The sequence below is a fragment of the Annamia dubia NIES-4383 genome (genome assembly GCF_055394725.1).
This window is the reverse complement of the sequence record NZ_AP025630.1, coordinates 1,885,104-1,906,268: the sequence shown is the minus strand read 5'-3', so window position 1 is coordinate 1,906,268 and position 21,165 is coordinate 1,885,104. Positions and strand designations below refer to the sequence as shown.

Here is a 21,165-nt window from a genome sequence, read left to right as displayed (position 1 = left end):
ATAATTAACAATTTACAGTAGACAATAACTTTTTTAATTGTCAATTGTCCACTGTTAATTGTCAACTGTCAATTTATTTCGAGCCACCAACTTGAGCGGCCACTTCTTCAGCAAAATTAGATTCTTGTTTCTCAATACCTTCCCCTAAAACAAAACGGGTAAAGCGTCTGACTTGGATATTTTCACCTAATTGTGCGGTAGTTTGTTTGACTAAATCGGCCACAGTAATATTACTATCTCTAATATAATCCTGATCTAAAAGAGATAACTCTTTTAAGCGTTTTTGGATACGCCCTTCCACGATTTTAGCTTTAATATTATCGGGTTTACCCGCTAAATCATCACGCCCCATTTCAATCCCTGTTTCTTTATCAACGATTTGTTGGGGGATGTCTTCTACTTTAACATATTCCACATTGGGACAAGCAGAAATTTGCATGGCAAGGTTACGCGCTAAAGTTTGGAATGTTTCACCACGAGCCACAAAATCGGTTTCACAGTTAACTTCTACTAATACGCCGATTCTACCGCCTGTGTGGATATAACTAGCCACGATGCCCTCTGCGGCCACTCTACTGGCTTTTTTCTCCGCAGAGGTGATTCCTTTTTGACGTAACCACTCGATCGCTTTTTCAAAATCGCCATCGCTTTCTTTGAGGGCTTTTTTACAGTCCATCATACCTGCGCCTGTTTTTTCGCGCAATTCTTTAACCTGTTTTGCTGAAATGTCAGCCATGATTAATTTACTCCTTTAATAATATTTTTAATTATGTTGTAATACAAGTATCTTGGTTTTAGGTGTTAGGATACCCGTATTACTGATCAATGAAATGACAAATGATGAATAACTAAAAATTAGTCTTCAGAATCATCATCTTCATATTCTTCAACGACTTCTTCATCTTCGTAGTCATCGTTGCTTTCTTCTAATTCTTCCTCAAATTCTTCATAGTCAGCATCAGGTGGGGATCCCGCACCATAACGCCCTTCATAAATAGCATCGGCTAACTTACCAACAATTAATTTAATAGAGCGGATCGCATCATCATTGGCTGGGATAGGAAGATCAATACCATCGGGATTACAGTTAGTATCTAACATTGACACAAGGGGAATCCCTAATTTTTGACATTCTTGGATCGCATTATATTCCCGTCTTTGGTCAACAATTACCACAATATCGGGAACTTTACGCATATTTTTGATTCCGCCTAAGTATTTTTTGAGTTTACTTAATTCCCTGCGTAAAACGGATGCTTCTTTTTTCGGGCGGCGATCGATTGCACCACTAGCATCTAAAGCTTCTAACTCTTTTAAATGTTCAACTCTAGTTTTAATGGTTTCCCAGTTGGTTAACATCCCTCCAAGCCAACGCTGATTAATGTAATAAGCTCCACAACGGGTAGCTTCTTTCTCAATAATTCCGGCGGCTTGGCGTTTTGTACCCACAAATAAAACTTTTTTGCCTTTAGCGGATGCTTTTCTCATATAATCGTAAGCATCTTCAATTAATTCGGCAGTTTGAACCAGATCAATGATATGAACACCATTACGCGCGGTGAAAATGTAAGGAGACATTTTCGGATTCCAACGGCGAGTTTGATGGCCAAAATGAACACCAGATTCTAATAATTCGGCTAATGAAACAACGGACATATTAAAATTTTAACTCCTATTCGGGTTTAACCTCCATCTAAAGGGATTTCTGTTCAGTTACCAGTCAAATCTGTTTTCTGTTTGAGAAACACCCGAAGTTTTAGATGTGCGATTTTTAGACAACCTCGCTATTATACCACAAGTTGACTAAATTAAACAAGCTTTGATCTAAAATCTGGAAAAATTAAGGAAAAATACTTAATTGATCCCAATTTTTAAGGATGGTTAAAAAGGGGTGAGCAAGATGGGATTATGGCAAAATTTACCATAAAATTTACCATAGTTGATTGAGGCTTAATATATTATTGATTAGTCAATTAATTGTTTTAGAAATGTTTTAGAAAAGCTAAAAAAATAAGTTAATTAAATGATCATAAATCAGGGGATGTAATAATTAATTGATATTTTTTCATGGTTAAATTATTTTTTAACTTAATAAGAGTTTTTCAAGAAATTTTCATTTAATTTGTTGATCAATGATCATATTTTGCATCAATTGTTCATTTTATGCTATAATTACCAAAATCTTAAAATATATTAATTTAGATTAAATTTTTATGGAAATCAGAAGAAAACACCCTAATCCTCCTGTTAATGTTAGTAATTTACAATATCAAGTTAATTTACCTGATGCTAAACCTAATCATATTTTAGAAGAAATTGTTTGGCATAAGGAAAAAGAAGTTGCTCAAATGCGTGAGCGTTTATCATTATTAGAATTACAAAAACAAATTACTCAAGCACCTCCTGTTAAGGATTTTTATGGCGCTTTAAAACAGGGGAAAACTCAACCTGCTTTAATTGCTGAAGTGAAAAAAGCTTCCCCTAGTAAGGGTATTATTAAAGCGGATTTTAACCCTGTGGCTATTGCAAAAGCTTATGAAAAGGGAGGGGCTAGTTGTTTATCTGTGTTAACAGATGAAAAGTTTTTTCAAGGTAGTTTTGATAATTTGGCTTTGGTGCGTCAAACGGTTGATTTACCCCTTTTATGTAAAGAATTTGTGATCTATCCTTATCAGATCTATTTTGCTAGGGCGAAGGGGGCTGATGCTGTTTTATTAATAGCGGCTATTTTAAATGATCAGGATTTAAAATATTTCGTGAAAATTGTTAAAAGTTTGGGGATGACTCCTTTAATTGAAGTTCATACTTTAGAGGAATTAGATCGAGTTTTAGCCCTTGATGGTGTTAATTTAATTGGCATTAATAACCGTAATTTACAAAATTTTTCTGTTGATTTACAAACTACTATTAATTTAATTCAGGCAAGGGAAACTATTATTAATGATCGTGATATTTTAATCGTTAGTGAGTCTGGTTTACATAATAGTGATGATTTAAAATTAGTAAAAGATGGGGGTGCTTCTGCTGTTTTAATTGGAGAGTCTTTAGTTAAACAGGCCGATCAAACTATTGCTATTCAAAATTTATTTAATTAGTGATTTTTTCTTTGTCAATTAATTATCTAATTATCAATTATCCATTTTCAATTATTAATTAAAATGAACCCGATCCCTTTACCAACTCGTGATCAATACGAACATATTTTAAGATTATTAGAGAAAGAAAGTTTATCTATTTCTACTCAACATTCAATGGAGTTGAGAAGACAAGTGCAAGAATTAATGTTTACTATTAGAAAGGCTCTTTCTCAACAAAAACAAATCGAAACTACTTGTGAACAATTAAATATTCCCTTTGAATATCATAATTCAATTAATGAATAAAATGTTAAAAAATTCAACAGAAAAATTAAATTTACAACCCTTTTTAGATCTTGCCACTGAGGCCGCTTTAAGTGCTGGTACAATTTTATTACAATATTGGGGTAAACTTGAATCTATTAAAGAAAAGGGGCGATCGGGCGATCTTGTTACCGAGGCTGATCAACATTCTGAAAAAGTAATTTTAGAAATAATACAGAGTCATTTTCCTACTCATCAAATTTTAGCGGAAGAATCTGGATTGAAAGGAAATGAGGATAGTGAGTATTTATGGGCAATTGATCCCCTTGATGGGACTACTAATTATGCTCATGGTTATCCTGTTTCGGCGGTTTCGATCGGGCTGTTAATTAACGGTATTCCCCAAGTGGGGGTGGTGTATAATCCCTTTAGAAATGAGCTTTTTCAAGGGGCAAAGGGGCGAGGCGCAACTCTTAATCAGCGCTCAATTCAAGTTTCACAAACCTCTGAATTAGAAAAAAGTTTATTGGTTTCTGGTTTTGCCTATGATCGCTGTGAAACAGAGGATAATAACTATGCTGAATTTTGTTATTTAACCCACTTAACACAGGGAGTGAGAAGAAGCGGATCGGCGGCTTTAGACTTGACAGATGTGGCTTGTGGGCGTTTAGATGGCTATTGGGAAAGGGGGATCAAAGCTTGGGATATGGTAGCGGGGATCGTTTTAGTTACTGAGGCTGGAGGAGAGGTTTCTGCTTATGATCTGTCTCCTTTAGACTTAAAATCAGGAAGAATTTTAGCCACTAATGGTAAAATTCATGGTAGTTTAAGTAGAGCTTTATCAGAAAATCCTTTAATTGTTCCCACTCCCCAATTTTAACGGTATATATATACTATAGTACAAGGTTACCGAGAAAAATCAAATTTACTTTAAGTAAAAAATCATTAAATTTACTGAAAAGTAAGTCATACTATAGAATGACTAAACAAATAATAAAGTTAAAAAGATCAACGGAAAAATTTTATGATTACGATTGACAATGGACTTTTTAAATATGATTTAACAGATTATCATGCTGTTTTAGGGCTTTCGGTGAAGGCTGAAGCCAAAGATATTCGCAAAAGATACCTCAAAATAGCCCAAACTTTACATCCTGATACCTGTAAGGCCGCATCTGATCAGGAAAAACAGATGGCTAGTCAATTATTATCAAAATTAGTTAATCCTGCCTATGAGAATTTATCAAAAGATCAAAATCGGAAAGAACATCAAATTATTTTAACTCAAATTGGTAAGCGTTTAGCTTCCGATGCTAATAAAATTACCTTGGGTAGTGAGTCGGCTAAAAAATTATTTCAGGCACAGGGAAATATTGATGCTATTTATCAAAATTTGATTAATGAAATTGCCCAACAACAATATAATTCGATCAAGGGTGCTTTAGTTCAAATTGCTCAATTGAGTGAGCTTAATTTAGTTTATTTAATGTTAACTCAAGGACAAAATATTGGGTCAACTGTTAGCCAAAATCAAACACAAGTAACGGTTAATTCTAATGGAAAAACTGCCCCAGAGTCCACTCCTCAAGCTCCTTCGGTAACAGAAAAACCGAAAAATCCTTATCTAAGAAGGGCGCAAGAATACATTGAGAAAAATAATTATGCTAAGGCTGTTTTAGAATTAAGAGAAGGCTTAAAAAGTAATCCCAATGAGCCAGAAATTCACAGTTTATTAGGATTAGCTTATATTAAAGAAAACCAGTTAGCAATGGGGCGAGTTCATGTGAAAAAAGCTTTACAAATAGACCCTAAGAATACAATAGCGCTAAAATGTCAAGATCTGTTAGATCAAATGAATCCTGAAACTAAAACTACCAAAGAAACGCCTAAAAAATCAGGGGGTTTATTTGGCTTATTTGGGGGGAAAAAATAATCAAGTTAATCTAATCAAAAAATATTTTAAAGTGCTAACAATAAATGTTAAATTATCAATAAAATAAGCTGATAGCTAATAGCTAATAGCTATATTAATTAATAACTTGATACTAATTACTTAATTAATCTTTATGATACATCAACCCCCGGCCGGAGCGAGAGACATTTTACCCTTAGAAGTTGCTCAAAAATTTTGGATTAATGATAAATTACAAAAAGTCTTTCAAAGATGGGGTTATCAGCGCATTGTTACCTCGACTTTAGAATGGTTAGATACTTTAATGGCAGGAGGTGCGATCGACTCTCCCACTGTGATCCAGTTGCAAGATAGTTCTTTTAAACGTCTTGGTTTACGCCCTGAGTTAACGGCCTCGATCGCGCGTGCGGTGGTTACTCGCATGGGGGATCAAACCTTTCCCCAACGTCTTTGTTATCGTGCCAATGTGTTTCGCAACCCCCCCCAAGGCCATCACGGTCGCCAATTGGAATTTTACCAAGCAGGAGTAGAATTATTATTTAGTGGAGGTTTATTAGCCGATGCAGAAATACTTTTATTATTAGCAGATAGTTTTAAAGAATTAGGTTTAGAAAATTGGTCTTTAATCTTAGGAGAAGCTGATTTAACTCGCTCTTTATTAACCCCTTTTCCAGAGGATTTAAAAAAAGAAATTCGCCATTGTTTAGCCAATTTAGATCGGGTACAATTAGAAAATTTAAACCTTGAAGATCACTTAAAAGAAAGGGCTTTATGGTTATTTGATTTAAGAGGAAATCCCGAAAAAGTATTAAATCAATTAAGTCAAATTGAATTAGATCCCATTGCCCAAACAAGAGTAGAAAACTTAAAACATTTAATTCAATTATTAGAAGAAGTTAGCGAACAACAATTAGCAATTACCTTAGATTTAAGTTTAGTTAAAAACTTTGATTATTATACTGGAATTGTGTTTCAAATCGTTAGTTTTCAAGATCATCAATCGCGCATTTTAGGACAAGGCGGCCGCTATGATCAATTATTAGGATTATATCATCCCCAGAAAAAAACATCCCCTGGGGTTGGTTTTTCCTTAAATATTGAAGAATTACACGCTTGTTTACAAGCAGATTTAGGTTATTTAGAACAAACTTTAATCAGTGATTATTTAATCGTTCCAAAAACCGATTCGGCCAAAAGTCAAGCCTTTATTTATGCTCAAAAACTGAGAAAAAAAGCCGATAAAAAACGAGTAGAAATTGATCTAGGTGGACGCAATATTGAAGAAATAAAAGAATATGCCCGTAGTCGTTCCATTCCTCAAATTATTTGGGTGATGGCAGATGGAAATACGGAAATAGAAACTTTAGAATAAATAGCCCTAACCCCCTTTCTTGAGGGAGAGGGGGATGATTAAATGAAATTTTGTAATTTGATTAATTATACTTTCAATCTTTAATTGTCCGTCATAAATTGTCAGAATTTTTTGAACAATTCCCAAGCCTAAACCGGCCCCTTGTTGTTCATATTTTTTTCTTTCAAATTGTCTAAATGCTCCAACTGCTTTGATTTGTTCTTCAGTCATTCCCCTGCCTTCATTAATAAATGAAAGCTGATATTCTTGATCATTAATCAAAGATGATATAGTCACAGGGGTATTAACATTAGAAAATTTAAAAGCATTATTAGCCAATTCTTCGATAATCTTGAAAAGATGATTTTGATAAATTTTTAGTTTAATTTGTTCTTGATGAATTTCAAATTTTATATCATTTTCTCTTTTAAATTTGCGAGATTGCTCAACAACAATATAAGTAATATCTATTGGATCTAATTTTGTATATTCTATTTTTAATTTCTCAATTTCTTTAGGTTTGTTGGTGATTAATTCAATCTGAAAATATAATAAAAACTTTTCTGTTAATTTGGCTAATCTTTTAGTTGATTCTATTAAAATATCAGCAACTTCTATAATGTCGGTGGCCGTTTCTTGATAATTATCAGCATTTAAACCATGACTATAATCTTTAATTAAATTAGCAGACATTAACATTCCATTTAAAGGCGTATTTAATTCATGGGGAAAAGATAATTTTAAAGAATCATAAAATTGATCGATCTGGGTTTGAGTTTCCTGTTGAATTAAATCTTGTTTTTTTAAGCGTGTAGTGATCGCCGTTAATAACTCTTGGGGGGTAAAAGGTTTCGTTACATAGTCATCAGCCCCCAACTCCATGCCCTTGCGAAAATCATCCCGATCAACTTTTGCCGTCAGAAAAATAAAAGGAATATTAGTTAAATTTTGCTCTTGTTTAATTTGATATAATACCCCATAACCATCTAAGAGGGGCATCATAATATCACACAGAATCAAATCAGGCTTATATTCCCGTGCTAATTTTAACCCTTCAAGTCCATTTTCGGCTGACAATGTTTCAAAATCTGCTAGTTGTAAAATTTGTTCAATATTACTCCTAACTTGAGGTTGATCTTCAATGATCAGTATTTTTTTCATATTTTTATTTTTAATTGATTAACAATTATATCATAAATTTAGAAATTAGATTCAACCGATTCAATGTCATTAAAACTTTTGAAACCATAGGTGGTACTCATGGAAATACTTGAAGCAAAATTATATAAAGCATTAAATTCATTGGTAGTCAAAGGCTTACTAAACAGAAAACCTTGACCTATTCGACATTTTTCCTGTTGTAAAAATGCCAATTCTTTTTTATTTTCAATACCCTCAGCAATCAGATTAAGATTAAAGGCTTTGGCAATAGAAATAATGGCTTTAATAATTTTAATATTGGAAGAATTATCATTAATATCTCTGACAAAACTTTGATCAATTTTTAAAGTATCAAAAGGAAAATTCTTGAGGTAACTTAAAGAAGAATAACCAACTCCAAAATCATCAATGGCAATTTTAATACCTAATTCTTTAATTTGATCAAGAATTTTTTTAGCTTTTTCTACATCTTCCATTAACATAGTTTCAGTAATTTCTAATTCAATTAATTCTCGATCGATCTGTTTTTCGATTAAAACATTTTTAACATTTTCCACAAAATTAGGTTGATAAAGATGATACGGTGAAACATTAACGGAAACTTTTAACGGATAAAAATTCATTTTTTTCCATCTATTTAATTGATCACAAGCTTCCCTAAAAACCCATTGATCAATCGCCCCAACTAATCCGGCTACTTCAGCAATTACAATAAATTCCCCCGGAGAAATTAAACCCAAAGTCGGGTGATTCCAATAAACTAAAGCCTCCACCCCAACAATTTTATTATTGCCTAAATCAATTTGAGGTTGATAGTAAACTTGAAATTCATTGCGCTCTAAAGCATAATGTAAACTACTTTCTAAAACCAATCTTCGAGGGGAATAAAATTGGATCTGTTCACTATAAATTTCATAATGATTTCCCCCTTGTTGTTGTGCTTTTTCCATCGCTACTTCAGCACAAGCTAACAATTGATCTAAACTATTACTACCTTTATGATAATAACTTATCCCCACACTAGGCTTCATAAAAACTTCATGATTATTAACATTAAAAGAACTTTCTAAAATCTTTAAACATTCTTGAGCAAAGGTAATTCCTATGTCTTTATCCTCAGTAGGTTTAGCTAATAAAACAAAACGATCCTGTCCTAAATTAGCAATTATAGATAATTTTTTCCCACTCTCAACCGTGCTAAAATAATCTACTAACCGTTGAGCAATTTGCACAATTAAAGAATTACCAGCCACATGGCCAAAGGTGCTATTAATTTGATTAAATTTATCAAAACCTAAAACTAATAAAGGAACACTTAAACCTTGATCATCCGCAGTAGTCATTAAGTGATAAAACTGCTCTTTTAATAATAATTGATTAGGCAATTTAGTTAAACTATCATGATAAGTTAAATAGATAATTTTCTCTTTTGCTTTTTCAATTTGAGCTTCATATTTTTCCGCAATATTATTTCTTTTTTCCAATCTAACATTAATAGCATCCAATAATTCTTCAGGAGTAAAAGGCTTAGTTAAATAATCATCAGCCCCTAGTTTCATCGCTTGTCTGAGATCACTTCTTTCCACTTTAGCAGTTAGAAAAATAAAAGGAATATCTCTAGTTTCGGGATCTTCTCTTAACTCATTAAGCACCCCATACCCATCTAACTGAGGCATCATTACATCACAAACAATTAAATCAGGGATATTTTCTTTTGCCAATCTAATCCCCGTAACGCCATTACTCGCACTTAAGGGATGAAAATCTCCTAACATCAAAATCTGTTGTATATTTGCTCTTACTTGAGGTTCATCTTCAATGATTAAGATAGTTTTCATTTTTATCTCCTATAAGTATTTTCAACATAAAAATCTGGATCGACTGAATATGTAATCTTACCACGACTTTACAAAATGCGCTCTTTTTAAGAGGACTTTTTTAATAAAACTACATATTCTGTCAATCCAGACAAATCACGAAACATGAACAAAAATCATGAAACATGAAAAATCCACTTCAAACTTACTTTTGATCATAATAATTTTTTTGATTCCTGCCATCGTTAAATTTTCGGATTTTTTTGATTTTTAGCCCCGTAATTGTAGTCATAAATCAGTAAATTTACTATCAGTAAATTTACGATTAGTATAAATACTTATAACTAAACAAACATCATTTAATTGAGAATTAATGGGATCTATTTTAAAAGATTAAATTTATGTAAAATGCTAACTTTATCAGGAGTAAGTAATTTTTGTAACTCAGTAATTTCATTTAATAAGTGCATTTCCTTATGACATTCTTGCTCTAAAATTTTTAAATATTGTTCTTTTTTTTCTTCAGTTTGTGCATCTTTTAACATTTTTATTGCTAAATTAATTGTAGAAACTGGATCGGAAAGTTCTACTAATAATTTTTTAATAATTTTATCTTGAATGGCATTGATTTGTTCTGTCGTTTGGATTGTTTCTTTATTTTTTATCATTTCTTTTTCAATTTTATCAAGTTTTTCTTGTTGTTGTTTGGTATTTTGAGTATAAACTTGATTAGAAATTGCTTGACGTTGTAAACGAGATTCGATCGCCTTTAATAATTCTTCAGTTTCAAAAGGTTTAGTTAAATAATCATCTGCGCCTAACTCCATTCCTTGACGAATATCAAGCCTTTCTACCTTTGCAGTTAAAAAAATAAAAGGAATATTAGCAGTAGCATTATTTTCTCTTAAAATAGTTAAAACTTCATAGCCATTTAATTGGGGCATCATGACATCACAAACAATTAAACTAGGTAAATATTTTTTGGCTAATTCGATCCCGATCTGGCCATTATTAGCGGTTAATACTTGATAATTAGCTAAAGTTAAAATCGTTTGTAAATTTTGTAAAATGTTGGATTCGTCTTCAATCACTAGAATAGTTTTCATTATCAATTCCTTCAATTCTTAAGCTTTCATTTGATTATAAAAAAGTTAATTAAATTTCATCAGTCAGAAGTGTAAATTTTCTATCTTTAATAATCATAACATATAGTAGTGATTATTGTTAGAGGTTAAGTTTTTAATTATTACTTAAATTTTGATTTTTGCCTTTAGGGAGTGTGATGAAAAAAGTCGTTCCTTTTCCTACTTCACTAGAAAAAGTAATTTCGCCCCCTTGTAATTCTATACATTTTTTGGCAATATTTAAACCCAAACCAGTTCCTTGAATTGTCCCAACATTTTTGGCACGATAAAAAGAGCTAAATAAACTACTGTGATCTTCTAATGGTATGCCCATTCCTTGATCTTTAATTTGGAAAATGATCTGATTTTCTTCATTAATTAAATTAAAATTAATTAAGCCTCCATCGGGTGAATATTTAATAGCATTAGATAATAAATTAATTAAAATTTGTCTTAATAATTTAAGGTCTAAATAAACATTAATTTTTGGCTCTTGATCAAGATCAAATGCGGTCATTTCTTGATCATAAACTTTAAAAATAATCAAATGTTTATCCGTACTTAATTGAATTTCTTTTTTCATAGTTTGACAAAATTCTATCACATCAAAATCACTAGGATTAAAAGATAATCTGCCCGTTTCAGCCCGATTTAATAATAAAATATCATCTAATAAAGAAGTGGTATGTTTAACGTATGTTTGAATAGTGTTTAAATGATCTTGTTTTTGGTCATCAGAAAGTTTATGAGCAAAGGTTTTTAAAATTCCGGCCGAGGATGCAATCACCGCTAAAGGTGTGCGAAATTCATGGGAAGTCATGGAAATAAAACGGGATTTTAATTCGTTTAATTCTTGTTCTTTTCTTAAGGTTTCTTCTAATGCTAATTCCGTTTCTTTTCTAATAGTAACATCCCTAGCAATTGCATAAACTAATTTTTCTTCTGGGAAAGAAACCGCATTCCAAGAAATCCATTTATATTGACTATTTTTACAAAGATAACGATTTTCAAAATTTTGAATAGTATGGGAAGTTGTTGATTCAATAAAATGACCCATTACTTCTTTTGTTTTTTCGAGATCATCAGGATGAACAAAGGTAAAAAATTGAGAATTTTGTAATTGTTGATTGCTATAACCTGTGGTTTTTTCCCATGCGGGATTTAAGGCTTTAAAATAACCATCATAACCACAAATACTAATCATATCTACTGATAAATTAAAATAACGATCCCTTTGTAATTCTGCTGTTTTTTGAGGTGTAATATCTTCTAAAAGTGCAATTAAATAATCATCTTTTCCCGTTAAATTTTTCACTAATGAAGCGGTAATATGTCCCCAAATAAGTGAACCATTTTGATGACGATAACGCTGATCATTAGAATAGCCAGTTATTTCTCCTTTTAAACATTTTTTGAATAAAGTTAGAGTGGTATTAACATCTTCTGCTTCACTAAATTCAAAAATTGTTTTTTCCTTAATTGTTGTTTTAGAATAACCGAGAATATCGCAGAATTTTTGGTTAAATTCGATTAAATGTCCATCTAAATTTACAAGGGCAATACCTACGGCGGCCTGTTCAAAAATAGAACGGAAATTAGCTTCTTTTTCTTTCTTTTCTGTAATATCTCGACAAACGGCAATCATGGTTTCATCGTCCATTAAAGTTAAGGAAATTTCTACGGGAAATAAACTTCCATTTTTTCTAATACCAATGATTTCACCTGTCCAATATCTATTTTTTTGTAGGGTGGGTAAAATCTCTTTTTCTGTTTGTAATGAGCCTATTTCTGGCTGTAATTTTCTCCATGTATAACCTAGTAAATCTTCTAATTGATCATAACCAAACATGGTAAGATGGGATTTATTTAAGTATATAAAATGTTCATTTTTGAGAATACCAATTCCATCATTAGTTGTATCTATAATTGCTAATTTTTCTTCTAAAGATTTTTCGATCGCTTTTCTTTTTTGATCATTGCGATAGGCATTAATAATATTAGCACAGGTATTAATTAAAGGTTGTAAAAATTCAATTAAATCTAAATCATAACCATCGGGACTATTGGCAATTACTACCATTCCAATTAATTGATTATTAATATAAAAAGGCATTCCTAAAAAACTATTAATAGAGAAATTATTTTTGTAATTAGGATTAGGAATAACCCGATCACAATTAGTAATAATTACAGATTTTCCTGTGGTAATAATTGACCGGAATAAAGTTTGTAAACACTGTACTTCTAATTCATAACTTGTGTTTTCAAGCTCAGAATTTAAGCCTGTCAAATTGTTATTAATATTAATTTGGATATTAGTTTTAACAGAAGATTGACCTCTGATTTTAAAATAAGGATATTCTAAAGAAGTCTCCCCTAATTGTGTATAAACAATTTCCCCAATAAATCCATATTTACTATTAGTTATTTTTAATAAATTATCTAATAAATAATCAAATAAATTAAATAAATTAATATCTATAATAAATTGGGATTGGGCATTACTAATAATTGTGAGCAATTGATTATTTTTATTAATAGTTTCTTCGGCCTGTTTACGCCAAGTTATATCTTGACGAATTGCCATATATTGAAAAGGTTGATTTTGTTGATCCAAAAAGGGAACAATAACCGTATCAGACCAATAAAAACCGCCTTCTTTTTTCTTATTTTTCACTTCAGCGCGCCAAATTTTTCCTTGACCAATAATTGTCCATAATTTCTGCCAAAATTCTGGAGGATGATAACCAGAATTAACTATTTTATGAGTTTTTCCGATCAATTCTTCCCGATTATATTGGGATAGTTTACAAAATTCATCATTGGCATAAGTAATAATACCTTTATGATCGGTAATAGATACCATTGAAGCTTGATCTAAAGCTAATTTAAAATAGGATAATTCTTGATTGGTTTTTTTCAATTGATCCGTCAGATTTTGTAAATATAATTCATTGGCTTTATCATTGGTAATATCTCGATACATCCAGAGATGACCTGAATAATTATTATTAATAAATATGGGGACAAAATTCTGTTCAAATATTTTATCTGAACTAAATTTTATTTCTTGATTACTAACGGGTTTGCGATTAGTTTTAATTTGATAATTTTCTCTTAAAACAGTTTCTGGATCGGTAAAAAAGTGTTGATAATCTTGTTCAAAGTGACTAAAATCTGCTCCAATTAAACTAGCTGGAGGCAGATCTAATTGATACATATTACAAAACGCTTGATTGATTAAAACGACTTTTTCTAATTCATCTTTAACTAAAATTCCATATTCTAAATTCTCCATTAAAGTGGTTAAACGTGAAGTTGCGGCCATTAATTCTTCTGTTCTTTCTTTAACTCTTAATTCTAAATTTTGATTTAATTCTTGTAAAGCTTGTTCATATTGTTTACTTTCTGTTACGTCATGTAAAGTAATAATATAAGCGGGAATATCTTGCCAATTTGTTTCCACCACTCGCATTTCTTGAAACTCAAAAATTCCATCTTGATTGACAATTTTAATATCACTTTTTTGGTTTTGATTACTAACAATTGGAATGCCAAAATTAAAGCCAATTAATTCATCTAATGGTTTTTGAAATAAAATTGTGGCTCGATAATTTCCAAAATGAATAATTCCTTGTTCATCAACGATTAAAATTGCATCATAAATATTTGTTAAAATATGATTGAGATTTTTTTCATTTTGAATCAATTGTAATTGTGCTTGTTGTCTTTCTAATTCCACTACCACACGGGTGGCAAAAATTTGGATAATTTCGGAAATTAAAGTTAAATCTTCTTGTAAAGGTTGAGAACTTAAAGCCACAATTAAACCCAAATAAACCCCTTTTTCACTAAATAGAGGTACACCAATATAACTCTGTGCATTGATGTTTTTGATCATCTGATCTAGGGGAAATTCTTGTTGCACATTAGACTTATAAATACATAGTTTTTCATGGGTAATATTACCACAAGGACTATTAGCTAAATCGTAGGTAAAATTATCAATTATTTTCCCTTGATGATAGACAACAACTGTTTCAATTTCTCGATTTTCATTAATTTTACCCAGTAAAGTGTATTCCATATTTAACACTTTAGCTAAATATTCTACTAAAGAAGCAAAGAAATCTTCCCCTATTTTATAGGAAATAGCATTGGCAATATAATGTAAAGTCTTTTGAATTTTCTCTCTTTTTTTAATTTCTTTTTGTAAATTAATAACTGTTAATTCTAAGTCTTGAGTTTTTAATTTTACCCTTTGTTCTAGTTGGGTATTTAATTGTTTTAATTCTAGATCCATTTGTTTGGTTCTCGTAATATCACGGGCTACCCAAGAAACTTCATTTTCTGAAATGGGATTAATCGTTGTACTGAACCAATATTCTTGATTATTTAATAATAAACTATATTCAAAACTAACAATTGTTTTACTCAATAAAGCCCAATTTACTTGGGTCATAAAATCAGGATCTTCATAAAATTTGGCAATTGTTAAACTTAAAATATCTTGGTTTTTATTATATAATAAAGAATAGTTAGTCGGGGCGATAGAAATATTAGTTAATTCCCGATCGACTTTTAAGACAATATCAGTCATTCCTTCAAAAAAACTTTGCATTTCTTTTTCCGAAGAAGCCAATTTTGTTCTTAATAATTCACTTTCTTCAATTTGTGTTCTTAAAGCATAATTACTTTGATTGAGTTCAAGGGTTTTTTCTTGTAAATAATTAAGATTAGTTTGGCGTTCGATCGCATATAAAATAGAACGCTTTAAAATATCTTTCGTAATATTTTTCTGTGCTAAACCTAAAATATCTTTACAAAGATAATCTTGTACTCCCAAATGTAGGGCTTGTTCTTGAAGTTCCCAATCATCATAACCCGTTAAAATAATAATAGTTAATTCTTGAAATCTAGCCTGTAAATATTTAATTGTATCTAAACCTTGGCTATCAGGTAAATTAAGATCTAATAAGATAATATCAAAGGATTCTGTTGATAATTTTTCTTCAGTTTCAGCTAAACTCATGGTATGAATAATCGTACAATTTTTGGGAAAAATTGACTTTAAAAATACCCTTAATAAGAGAAAACTATTTTTATTATCTTCTACTACTAAAATTTCAAGATGATTATTTTTTTTATACTGAGATTTGGCGATTTTTTTCGGTGAAATTTGATAATTTGCTTCTAAATGATTAATTTTTTCTTGTAAAACTTGAATCAATTTAGACATTTCCAAGGGGTCTAAAGCTTTTAAAATATTAGTGCGAGAAATTAGGCCTTTTAATTCTCCTAATTGGCCGCAAATAACTAAATGATTGATCCCTGTTTTTTGCATTAAAATTTGGGCTTCCCAGAGTGAAGATTGAGGGGTTAAAGTAAACAGAGGACAACTCATCACCATCTCAGCTTTAGTTAATTCTAAATTCAATTCTAAGGCTTGAAATTGAATAATATCTCTTTCCGTAATAATACCAATGGGTATGGAATTAACCGCCGTAAATAATTCATTTTTATTAGTTTGATTATAGCTTTTTGTTTCCACAATAATCACACAGCTAATTTGATGATTATTCATTAATTTAGCAATTTCTAAAACGGAAGTTTGAGGGGAAGCGGTGATCACTTTTGTATTTAATACTTCTTCAATTTTTAAGATTCTTAATAAATAAACTGGCCGTAAAAATTGACGTATATTTTCCGTTGTAATTACACCAATTGGTTTATTTTCTTGATTAATAATCGGTAAATGACGAATAGAATATTGACGGAATAAAGATAAAATATTAAATAATTCTTGACAATCTGATTCGGTCACAGTAATTAAATTTGTGGTCATTACTTCCCGAACTTTAACGGTTTTAAAATCTAATTGTTGTACCGCAAATCTAACAAAATCTCTCTCGGTTAAAAGGCCTACTAATTGTTCATTTTCTTCAACTAAAACACAACTTACATTAAATGAATGAATTAGGTTTTCACTAGAATCAATATTGGCTGAATTAAGCTGATAATTATTCGTTAAATCACTGATTAATCTTAAGACTTCAGCCAAACAAAGATCGGGATTAACAATTAAAGGTGAATAGTCAATCATCGAAGCTAGAGGAATTGATGTTTGGGAAAAATCCTCTAAAGTATCCAGTTCAGATTCGTTAGTTAAATTTGCTTGATTGTTCATATTTGTCAAAAGATTAACATATTCTGATCAAAATTATAGTTTATAATTAAACTGATAACCAAATATTTTTATTAAGATTAGTAAAATTTATCTATCTAAGTATAATCATGCAATTAAGAGAATATACTTAAGTATATAATAAAAATATCTAATTATTATAAATTAATTGACTCCTCACCCTTGGGAGATGGTTAGGGGGTGAGGGTAAACATTGTTACTGGGATTTTGAAAATTGCTTAGTTTTTTGGGTAGTTTTTGATAATTTCTGATTTAATTTTAGAAAAAAATTAATCAAAATATTTATTTTTTACTGTTGATTATTAAGACATTGCTAACATTTTTTCAATGGGTTTTAAAGCTTCTTTTTGAATATGATCAGGTAAAATAATTTCAGGTTGTTTATTTTTCATAGCTAAATATAATTTTTCTAAAGTATTTAATCTCATGTGAGGGCATTCATTACAAGCGCAATTTTCATTGATGCCGGGTGCAGGAATAAAGCTTTTTTCGGGACAAGCTTTTTCCATTTGATGAATAATTCCGGGTTCAGTTGCAACTATATATTTTTTAGCTGAATTAGTTTGACAATATTTTAATAACCCTGTGGTTGATCCGATAAAATCAGCATGATTTAAAACATTAGTTTCACATTCAGGATGGGCAATAAATTCTGCATCGGGATGTTCAATTTTTAACTGGACAATTTTCTTTTCTGAGAAGGTTTCATGGACAATACAACTACCATTCCATAATAATAAATCTCGTCCTGTTTGTGCCATGACATAACGCCCTAAATTGCGATCAGGTGCAAAAATGATCGGCTGATCTTTGGGAATTTGATTAACAATTTTAACGGCATTTGAACTGGTACAAATTATATCACTCATGGCCTTAATTTCCGCAGTACAATTAATATAAGAAATCACTAAATGATCGGGATTTTCTGCTTTAAATTTAGCAAATTCTTGAGGGGGACAACTATCAGCTAAAGAACATCCGGCCTTAAGATCAGGTAATAAAACTAATTTATCAGGATTAAGAATTTTAGCAGTTTCGGCCATAAAATGAACCCCCGCAAAGACGATCACATCGGCGTTAGTTTTGGCCGCCTGTTGTGCCAAGCCAAGGGAGTCGCCTAAATAATCGGCAATATCTTGTATATCGGCTTCTTGATAATAATGTGCTAAAATAACCGCATTTAATTCTTGTTTTAAGGTTTCAATTGCTGTAAATAAATCTTCAGGAATCGCTTGAATTGAGCTTTGAGTATTAGGGGAAATAGTTGTAAACACAGACTTTAATCAAAAATGAAATAAACTAAAATATATTGAAATAAATTTTAACAAAAAATGTGTTAAAAATGACAATAAAATTTAACAAAATTATGATAAAAGATCATCTAAAAAGATTAAGATTATTGATCAGCAATTCGAGTTAATTACCCCACAAAGATTGAACAATGAAACAAACACACATAGAGCAAAAAGCACTCATTTCCCATTATGATCATCCCCATAGTCATTGGCAAAAGACAAATACTGAAGAAATGTTTTATTATTTTGCTTATGGCTCTTGTATGTGTCCGGTTGATTTAAAGCGTTCTTTAGGAGAAAATACTCATCAATATGTGATTGGAATTGGAACATTAAATCATTATCGTTTAGGTTTTTATTGTTATTCTCGTCTTCGTAATTGTGGTGTTTTAGATATAATACCAGAGCCTTATTCCTCTGTACAAGGGGTGTTATATTGTCTGCCTTGGCGTTTAAGCGATCGCCTTGATCTGCGCGAAGAAGTGGCACAAAATTGTTATCGTCATCAATTAATAGATGTGTATAGTAATGGTCAAATTTATCAAAATGTGCGCACTTATGTGGTAGTAAATAAATTAGCCCAAGAACTAGCTCCTAATGATTGGTATTCTAATGTAGTTTTAAGAGGAGCGGTAACTTGTGGTTTACCTGAAGAATATTGTTGGCAACTTTTTCATCATATCAGACAACTTCAACTTAAACAAGAATTAAACCACATTTATGCACCATGTTTCTATTCGTACCGCTAATATTCACTCGGCGATCGCTTTTTATGAAAATTTAGGTTTTACCATTGAAGAAAGATTCACCACAAGTTATACTTTAGCCTGTTGGTTAGTGGGTTTAGGTGGTAGAATTGAATTAATCCAAATTCCTGAGCCTAAAGCCCCGCCCGATCCTTTTAATGATGAGCATTATGTAGGTTATTATCATATTTCTTTTGATTTAACCGGAAATATAGATAATTTATCTAATTGGTTAACAAAAATTAAATTAAAATTTAGTGAGGATAATCCCCTCACAATTTTATTAGAACCTACCCAACAAATGATCGGCGATCGCATTTATGAAGTAGTTTTCCTTGGCGATCGAGATGGACTGCCCCTAGAATTTATAAATAGGTTAAAATAGGAATGATTCTTAATAACCATTAATTAATTAAAATTGAGATTATGACAACAGCAACACCAACCAAACCGGAAAAAGGAATTTTAGTATCAGAAACTGCCCTCAAACACCTCTTAACTTTAAAAGAACAACAAGGAAAAGACCTTTGTTTAAGGGTAGGAGTGCGTCAGGGGGGATGTTCGGGAATGTCCTATCTGATGGACTTTGAAGACCCCAATAATATTAATGAACATGACGAAATTTTTGATTATGACGGTTTTAAGATAATTTGTGATAAAAAAAGCTTACTTTATCTCTATGGTTTACAATTAGACTATAGTAACGCCATGATCGGCGGTGGTTTTCAGTTTACGAACCCTAATGCGGCGCAAACTTGCGGTTGTGGTAAGTCTTTTGGGGTGTAAAGTTTGATTTTTAGAGTAGAGATGTTTCGAGGTACGTCTCTACTCAAACTCTAGCCAAGAGGAGGGAAAATGTCTGTATCTTCAATTTTAGAGATTAAATCTTAAAGATAAAATATCAGTAATTTAGATCAAAAATGTCGCTCTTACCTTTTGAAAAATATACGGTTTATACCTCTTTAAATCCCGAACAAATTCAACAACAATTCGAGCAATTTGTCGAGCTATATCAACCTTTTAGAAAAATATTAAAAGTCTCAGATAAACCCTTTAATGGCACGATTCAAGGTCAAAAATTTACCATTAGTCGTAATATTAAATATCGCAATTCATTTTTACCAATAATCAAGGGAAAAATTACGCCCTATCAAGCAGGAAGTATCGTAGATATTACCATGTCTATTCATCCATTTGTAATTATTTTTATGACAATATGGTTATCAATTGTCGGCATGGGAGCGTTATCTTTTGTGTTGGTAATGATTAGTTCAGGTAAATTTATGATCGCAGGTTTAATACCAATGGCAATGCTGATTTTTGGATGTTTATTAACAGTAATTCCTTTTAAAATTGAAGCCAAAATTGCTAAAGATTTTTTAAATGATTTATTGTTATTGTAGGGGGATTTATCTCTTGACAATAGACAATGGACAGTTGAGAATAAAAAAATTAATAGACTTGTTGTGAATTAAAATATGTGCAGATCTAAAAGCCTTGTTAAATCATGAGCGATTTGTGCAAAAAAGTTATTTTGCAACAAGTCTCATTTCAATTTAACTTTTATTATTATCAAAGGAGCGATCGCCATTTTTACTCCACCTTTAGCCCGTTTAATCGAACAATTACAAAGACTTCCCGGAATCGGCCCTAAAACGGCTCAACGTCTAGCTTTACATCTATTAAAACGCCCAGAAGAAGAAATTAGATTTTTGGCACAAGCCCTCATTGATGCAAAACAACAAGTCGGCTTATGTCAAAGATGTTTTCATCTTTCCGCCACCCCGATCTGCGATATATGTAGTAATCAAAATCGAGATCAACACACCATCTGCGTAGTGGCCGACTCCCGTGATGTGATCGCCCTCGAAAAAACAAGGGAATATAACGGGCTGTATCATGTCTTAGGCGGTGTTATTTCCCCAATGGATGGCATTAGCCCTGAACAGTTAAATATTCAACCCCTAATTCAAAGAGTAGCCCAAAAGGGGATTCAAGAAGTAATTTTAGCCATCAACCCCAGTGTGGAAGGGGAAACCACGACTTTATATCTCGGTCAATTAATTAAACCTTTTACTAAAGTAACTCGCATTGCCTTTGGTTTGCCGATGGGGGGTGACTTAGAATATGCGGATGATGTCACTTTAGCAAGGGCTTTAGACGGCAGAAGGGAGTTAGATTGACAGTAAGCCCTTACCACTGTCTGATCACCA

The 21,165-nt window shown here is 31.5% G+C and carries 17 protein-coding genes; 10 read left to right on the top strand and 7 right to left on the bottom strand.

The features are described from left to right. Window positions 1-73: 73 nt before the first annotated feature. On the bottom strand, window positions 74-736 hold the full coding sequence (tsf, locus tag Anndu_RS08640; protein ID WP_464103980.1) for a translation elongation factor Ts: 663 nt from the start codon (window positions 734-736) through the stop codon (window positions 74-76). Between the two features lie 119 nt (window positions 737-855). Further along, the gene (rpsB, locus tag Anndu_RS08635; protein WP_464103979.1) at window positions 856-1,656 is read right to left on the bottom strand and encodes a 30S ribosomal protein S2; all 801 of its coding nucleotides are present in this window, start codon (window positions 1,654-1,656) and stop codon (window positions 856-858) included. A 557-nt stretch (window positions 1,657-2,213) separates the two neighbouring features. On the opposite strand from rpsB, the gene trpC reads away from it, so the two are divergent. The 5 genes from trpC (at window position 2,214) to Anndu_RS08610 (ending at window position 6,625) form a co-directional block, all read left to right on the top strand. Continuing rightward, window positions 2,214-3,095, top strand: a complete 882-nt coding sequence (gene trpC, locus Anndu_RS08630) for an indole-3-glycerol phosphate synthase TrpC (RefSeq protein ID WP_464103978.1) — start codon at window positions 2,214-2,216, stop codon at window positions 3,093-3,095. Window positions 3,096-3,158: 63 nt separating this feature from the next. Continuing rightward, entirely contained in the window at window positions 3,159-3,383 is a 225-nt protein-coding gene (locus Anndu_RS08625) for a DUF5340 family protein (RefSeq protein ID WP_464103977.1), read from the top strand. Between the two features lies 1 nt (window position 3,384). Continuing rightward, the gene (locus Anndu_RS08620) at window positions 3,385-4,221 is read left to right on the top strand and encodes an inositol monophosphatase family protein (protein ID WP_464103976.1); all 837 of its coding nucleotides are present in this window, start codon (window positions 3,385-3,387) and stop codon (window positions 4,219-4,221) included. 144 nt (window positions 4,222-4,365) lie between these two features. After that, the gene (locus tag Anndu_RS08615; protein ID WP_464103975.1) at window positions 4,366-5,274 is read left to right on the top strand and encodes a J domain-containing protein; all 909 of its coding nucleotides are present in this window, start codon (window positions 4,366-4,368) and stop codon (window positions 5,272-5,274) included. A gap of 133 nt (window positions 5,275-5,407) precedes the next feature. Next, a complete protein-coding gene (locus tag Anndu_RS08610) occupies window positions 5,408-6,625 on the top strand; it encodes an ATP phosphoribosyltransferase regulatory subunit (protein ID WP_464103974.1) in 1,218 nt (405 codons plus the stop codon). Between the two features lie 6 nt (window positions 6,626-6,631). Here the strand turns inward: Anndu_RS08610 and Anndu_RS08605 are convergent, their stop codons facing one another. From Anndu_RS08605 to nadA, 5 genes are all read right to left on the bottom strand, one after another. Continuing rightward, entirely contained in the window at window positions 6,632-7,765 is a 1,134-nt protein-coding gene (locus Anndu_RS08605) for a hybrid sensor histidine kinase/response regulator (protein WP_464103973.1), read from the bottom strand. A 38-nt stretch (window positions 7,766-7,803) separates the two neighbouring features. Beyond that, complete coding sequence (locus Anndu_RS08600) at window positions 7,804-9,603, bottom strand: EAL domain-containing response regulator (RefSeq protein WP_464103972.1); 1,800 nt, start codon at window positions 9,601-9,603, stop codon at window positions 7,804-7,806. 359 nt (window positions 9,604-9,962) lie between these two features. Then, on the bottom strand, window positions 9,963-10,688 hold the full coding sequence (locus tag Anndu_RS08595) for a response regulator transcription factor (protein ID WP_464103971.1): 726 nt from the start codon (window positions 10,686-10,688) through the stop codon (window positions 9,963-9,965). A gap of 133 nt (window positions 10,689-10,821) precedes the next feature. Further along, window positions 10,822-16,893, bottom strand: coding sequence for a PAS domain S-box protein (locus tag Anndu_RS08590; RefSeq protein ID WP_464103970.1), 6,072 nt, complete (start codon window positions 16,891-16,893; stop codon window positions 10,822-10,824). Between the two features lie 320 nt (window positions 16,894-17,213). Then, complete coding sequence (gene nadA, locus Anndu_RS08585) at window positions 17,214-18,185, bottom strand: quinolinate synthase NadA (protein ID WP_464103969.1); 972 nt, start codon at window positions 18,183-18,185, stop codon at window positions 17,214-17,216. 167 nt (window positions 18,186-18,352) lie between these two features. On the opposite strand from nadA, the gene Anndu_RS08580 reads away from it, so the two are divergent. The 5 genes from Anndu_RS08580 to recR all read left to right on the top strand — a co-directional run bounded on the left by Anndu_RS08580 (window position 18,353) and on the right by recR (window position 21,135). Beyond that, window positions 18,353-18,955 carry a gamma-glutamylcyclotransferase gene (locus Anndu_RS08580; RefSeq protein WP_464103968.1) on the top strand — a complete coding sequence of 201 codons (603 nt, stop codon included), beginning with the start codon at window positions 18,353-18,355 and terminating at the stop codon, window positions 18,953-18,955. After that, window positions 18,927-19,337 (top strand): VOC family protein, encoded by a 411-nt coding sequence (locus tag Anndu_RS08575; RefSeq protein ID WP_464103967.1) that lies wholly within the window; start codon window positions 18,927-18,929, stop codon window positions 19,335-19,337. Before Anndu_RS08580 ends, Anndu_RS08575 begins: the two co-directional genes overlap by 29 nt. Before the next feature lie 41 nt (window positions 19,338-19,378). Further along, on the top strand, window positions 19,379-19,738 hold the full coding sequence (locus Anndu_RS08570) for an iron-sulfur cluster assembly accessory protein (RefSeq protein ID WP_464103966.1): 360 nt from the start codon (window positions 19,379-19,381) through the stop codon (window positions 19,736-19,738). Between the two features lie 134 nt (window positions 19,739-19,872). Beyond that, window positions 19,873-20,355 (top strand): hypothetical protein, encoded by a 483-nt coding sequence (locus Anndu_RS08565; protein ID WP_464103965.1) that lies wholly within the window; start codon window positions 19,873-19,875, stop codon window positions 20,353-20,355. A 186-nt stretch (window positions 20,356-20,541) separates the two neighbouring features. Then, complete coding sequence (gene recR, locus Anndu_RS08560) at window positions 20,542-21,135, top strand: recombination mediator RecR (protein WP_464104060.1); 594 nt, start codon at window positions 20,542-20,544, stop codon at window positions 21,133-21,135. Window positions 21,136-21,165 lie beyond the last annotated feature (30 nt).

What these genes read in the sequence shown, in the direction of transcription:
- Anndu_RS08570 (WP_464103966.1), top strand. Translation starts at nt 19,379, where the DNA reads ATGACAACAGCAACACCAACCAAACCGGAAAAAGGAATTTTAGTATCA.
- Anndu_RS08575 (WP_464103967.1), top strand. Translation starts at nt 18,927, where the DNA reads ATGCACCATGTTTCTATTCGTACCGCTAATATTCACTCGGCGATCGCT.
- Anndu_RS08605 (WP_464103973.1), bottom strand. Translation starts at nt 7,765, where the DNA reads ATGAAAAAAATACTGATCATTGAAGATCAACCTCAAGTTAGGAGTAAT.
- Anndu_RS08600 (WP_464103972.1), bottom strand. Translation starts at nt 9,603, where the DNA reads ATGAAAACTATCTTAATCATTGAAGATGAACCTCAAGTAAGAGCAAAT.
- Anndu_RS08590 (WP_464103970.1), bottom strand. Translation starts at nt 16,893, where the DNA reads ATGAACAATCAAGCAAATTTAACTAACGAATCTGAACTGGATACTTTA.
- tsf (WP_464103980.1), bottom strand. Translation starts at nt 736, where the DNA reads ATGGCTGACATTTCAGCAAAACAGGTTAAAGAATTGCGCGAAAAAACA.
- rpsB (WP_464103979.1), bottom strand. Translation starts at nt 1,656, where the DNA reads ATGTCCGTTGTTTCATTAGCCGAATTATTAGAATCTGGTGTTCATTTT.
- Anndu_RS08610 (WP_464103974.1), top strand. Translation starts at nt 5,408, where the DNA reads ATGATACATCAACCCCCGGCCGGAGCGAGAGACATTTTACCCTTAGAA.
- Anndu_RS08625 (WP_464103977.1), top strand. Translation starts at nt 3,159, where the DNA reads ATGAACCCGATCCCTTTACCAACTCGTGATCAATACGAACATATTTTA.
- Anndu_RS08620 (WP_464103976.1), top strand. Translation starts at nt 3,385, where the DNA reads ATGTTAAAAAATTCAACAGAAAAATTAAATTTACAACCCTTTTTAGAT.
- Anndu_RS08580 (WP_464103968.1), top strand. Translation starts at nt 18,353, where the DNA reads ATGAAACAAACACACATAGAGCAAAAAGCACTCATTTCCCATTATGAT.
- Anndu_RS08595 (WP_464103971.1), bottom strand. Translation starts at nt 10,688, where the DNA reads ATGAAAACTATTCTAGTGATTGAAGACGAATCCAACATTTTACAAAAT.
- Anndu_RS08615 (WP_464103975.1), top strand. Translation starts at nt 4,366, where the DNA reads ATGATTACGATTGACAATGGACTTTTTAAATATGATTTAACAGATTAT.
- Anndu_RS08565 (WP_464103965.1), top strand. Translation starts at nt 19,873, where the DNA reads ATGTCGCTCTTACCTTTTGAAAAATATACGGTTTATACCTCTTTAAAT.
- trpC (WP_464103978.1), top strand. Translation starts at nt 2,214, where the DNA reads ATGGAAATCAGAAGAAAACACCCTAATCCTCCTGTTAATGTTAGTAAT.